Genomic DNA, 1,114 nt, shown 5'->3' with positions numbered 1-1,114 from the left:
ACCCGCTACGACAAGCACGCCATCAGCTACCGAGCCGGCGTCGTCCTCTGCGCCGTCATCGCCTGGCTACGAAAATGAGAGACACGCCCTAGCTGTAGTTGGGCATGACATTGTCGACGCCGACGCCGACGCGGAGGCGTGAGGCCGGGGGCTGGTCGCCGCAGGCAGTGTAGAGCTGATGTCGGAGTCCAGGTGCTGCCACCAGGATCGACGGGCGACACGGCACCGCTTTCTGGCACGTTCTCGACTCGTGGCTGCTCTGTCCGGGGCGACGGTCGTGGTCGAAGCCGCTGCCTGGTCCGGTTCGCTGCGCGTGGTCACCGAGGAGCATCGACTGGGCGTCGCGTCGGTGCGGTGCCCGGTCCGGCGACGAGAGTGAACGGCATCGGCCCGCACGAGCCGGTGCGTACCGGCATCCGGCGATTTGTCACGTCCGCGACGGACGTCGAGGAGCTAGTATCTCACCCGGGGGGCGGGCGCACGGCCCTGGCCCCTGAGTTCCACCGTCGTGAAGCACCGGGAACGGTGACGCGTTCCATGTAGACCGTTGAGCCGGTCCGTGAGCATAGCATGTTGGACGAATGTGAGGCCCACTTCTTTGCGCGTATCCACTGTCCGGCTCAAAGTTCACGTTGCCGGGAGACCAGCGGTGCTGGCCGGTGCCGTCCATCGGCCACGCCTCGACGGGCAACCTCGCTGGGCACTCCTTCGGCGCGGCCCGGTCGATCTTCTGCGCGGTCGACTCCGTAGTCGTGCCGAGTGGCATTGAGTCGGTACTGGCGTACCGGTCGCGAAATGAGGGGATGACCTCGCCGGGCCGGACGGACACAACAATGAAGAGTCATTGATCGAGCAACGTCCTATGAAGTCACGCTCCTTCCCGGTCCGGTCACCCGGAACGAACGTGGCCGCGGAGCGAGTCGACCCGTCGGTGTCAGGACAGCACCGCCAGGAGCGCGTCAGTTAATCGGAAGGTCAGACCCGCCCCGAGGCCACGACACCATCTTCATTGTTAATCAGGCTCTTCGCAGATGAGGGTGTAGAGACAGGTCCCAGTGGTCTGGGCGTGGCGGTGTCTGGATAGAGGTCGAGGCCTTCCGACGATGGGAGTTAC

The 1,114-nt window shown here is 65.2% G+C and carries 1 protein-coding gene; it reads left to right on the top strand.

Translation table 11 applies throughout. The features are described 5' to 3' along the window. Nucleotides 1-178 precede the first annotated feature (178 nt). The gene (locus K338_RS26675) at nucleotides 179-379 is read left to right on the top strand and encodes a DNA-processing protein DprA (RefSeq protein ID WP_084481519.1); all 201 of its coding nucleotides are present in this window, start codon (nucleotides 179-181) and stop codon (nucleotides 377-379) included. The last annotated feature ends 735 nt before the right edge of the window (nucleotides 380-1,114 follow it).

The organism is Ruania albidiflava DSM 18029 (genome assembly GCF_000421225.1).
Taxonomy (GTDB): domain Bacteria; phylum Actinomycetota; class Actinomycetes; order Actinomycetales; family Beutenbergiaceae; genus Ruania; species Ruania albidiflava.
Note: the sequence above shows the minus strand (reverse complement) of the source record. Positions and strands in the feature narration are given on the sequence as shown.